The following is a 1,141-nucleotide window of genomic DNA, read 5'->3' as shown; positions in this document are numbered from 1 at the left end:
AGTGGATCAATTTTGATTGATCGGATTTAGATAAAAAGTGGATCAGTTTTCGGTGATCGTTGACATTATATTTTTCACAATAAAATTAGGCAGGAAATTCGCTTGGTTTTTGGTGGTACCACCAGTGGTGAAGCGGTAAGTGGTGGAGCGCCGCGTTATATGAAGAATCCGAGAACTTTTATTAATCAATGTAATGCAAATATTGATAATGTATTTGGTGACATTCCTGCTTGCTATAAACAGGCTAGCCAGCTGCTGCATCATTTACAATTACTTATGCAACATGAGAAATGGGAGAAATATAGTCTTTCAACCAGTGGTCATTCATTAGGCGGAGGCTTAGCGGCTTATTCTGCGCTGAAAGTATCTACCACAGAAAAAACTATTCGAGCAGAATGTTTTTGCAGCGCTCAACTTGGCTTAGGTTTACAGAAAGATTTGTTAGCACAATATAGCAATCTAGCCAACTTAAAAAAAGTTAAGGCTCATATTAATCACTACTATGTTGATGGTGATATTATTCCAAAGCTGGATAAATTTTTTGCCGTTGATCATATTGGTAGTGTTAATATTATTCCGCAGATAGCGGAGAAAAAAGATAGCGCCTTGGCTGCTCATAGCAGATATGTAGCGCATATTCGTACTTTGTATCAGCAAGCAGTTTGACAACCTAGTCGCTACCACTTTTTGATCCTATTTTGATCAGTGTTAAAATATTTCCTTGAGGTAATGAATACAATTTCAAGCTGTGCGCCCAGGTGCGTAAAAGAGAAATAGACGTTATTAGCGCTTCCATTGATAATTCAAATGGAAGCGCCGTTGCCGACAACCCATGCCCTAATTGACATAGGCTTTCCAGAGAAAACTCTGATACTTTATTATCTGCCAAAGAAACCAGGGTTTTCGCTAGAAAATGTAAATTATGACACAATCCAGCCCAGCACTCTTCACTACTATTTGCCAACTGTAGCATTTCATCGGTACTCAAATGTGAGATATCTAGCTTGCGAAGCACATCAGCTAACTCGGAAAAAAGAATGTTGCTATCAGACAGCATTGTGCACCCCCAATGATTGATGTAATGGTCAACAAATTCTGTAGAAGATCTAAGCGGCATTTTTTAGTTCATGATATTTTTGAT

The 1,141-nt window shown here is 38.3% G+C and carries 2 protein-coding genes; one reads left to right on the top strand and one right to left on the bottom strand.

Annotation, left to right across the window (positions count from 1 at the left end; translation table 11 throughout):
* Positions 1 to 102 precede the first annotated feature (102 nt).
* Positions 103 to 666: a Tle-like phospholipase domain-containing protein gene (locus tag G468_RS0118400; RefSeq protein ID WP_026824198.1), complete on the top strand. Its 564-nt coding sequence runs from the start codon at positions 103 to 105 to the stop codon at positions 664 to 666.
* A 4-nt stretch (positions 667 to 670) separates the two neighbouring features.
* Here the strand turns inward: G468_RS0118400 and G468_RS22050 are convergent, their stop codons facing one another.
* Positions 671 to 1,057: a hypothetical protein gene (locus G468_RS22050; protein ID WP_071846926.1), complete on the bottom strand. Its 387-nt coding sequence runs from the start codon at positions 1,055 to 1,057 to the stop codon at positions 671 to 673.
* Positions 1,058 to 1,141 lie beyond the last annotated feature (84 nt).

This window comes from Arsenophonus nasoniae DSM 15247 (genome assembly GCF_000429565.1).
GTDB classification, from domain to species: Bacteria; Pseudomonadota; Gammaproteobacteria; order Enterobacterales; family Enterobacteriaceae; genus Arsenophonus; species Arsenophonus nasoniae.
This window is presented reverse-complemented; position numbering and strand designations above follow the sequence as displayed.

Bases quoted from the DNA above. Each gene is read 5' to 3' on its own strand.
- G468_RS22050 (WP_071846926.1), bottom strand. From the start codon at position 1,057: ATGCTGTCTGATAGCAACATTCTTTTTTCCGAGTTAGCTGATGTGCTT.